This window comes from Parasutterella secunda, from assembly GCF_023336895.1.
In the GTDB taxonomy this organism is placed as follows: Bacteria; Pseudomonadota; Gammaproteobacteria; order Burkholderiales; family Burkholderiaceae_F; genus Aphodousia; species Aphodousia faecalis.
Map to the genome: position 1 here is coordinate 1 of NZ_JAMBLT010000029.1, position 639 is coordinate 639.

1 protein-coding gene is annotated in these 639 nt (G+C 40.2%); it reads left to right on the forward strand.

Annotated features, from left to right (window positions below; all coding sequences use genetic code 11):
• Positions 1 to 113: transposase (locus M3080_RS09150; protein WP_249092818.1), on the forward strand; the 113-nt coding region annotated here is incomplete at its 5' end.
• Positions 114 to 639: the final 526 nt, after the last annotated feature.

Below are 639 nucleotides of genomic sequence, written 5' to 3' on the forward strand. Positions count from 1 at the left end.
CGAAGCATCGTTTTGTTTGTCCGCACTGTGGTCTCCGTGCGCATAGCGACTTGAATGCAAGTCGGAACCTGCAGGGATTGGGCTATCAGCTGATAGCCCAAGGGCTGTTGTAAACCGGCCTAATGTCGGATTGCTTTGCAATTACGATAAATAAAAGCTTTCGGCTTTAGCCGAGAGTTGTTTACTAACCAGTACCCTGATGAATTTCTCTTGGCCAAAAAAAATAGAAATCAGAAAAATCGAAAGAGGATGCAATCCATACAGATGTATCAATGTGAATCCAAGCTCATCCTGAAAATGTTTAAATAGCCAGAAACAGGCAATGGAAAAACCGCAAATGACCGGATAGACGATTAGCCACATCAGATTGTCACGAAGGAAACTTTTAAATACAGTAACCATTTCACCATCGCTCGAAAGACAGCGTCACACTTCTTTTTGAGAGATTATTCTATTTTTTCAACAAAACTAAGCCTGAGACAATACTACACAAAGGTCAGAATGGATTGATTTGACCCATAAATTGAGCGGGATTAACGAACCTACTTTTTCCGGGATTGTAAATTCGTTTGTGTAAATTCCATTTAGAGATATTTGGTGATCCTGTCACCAAACTCAATACTAAAACGGTTTAAAGCC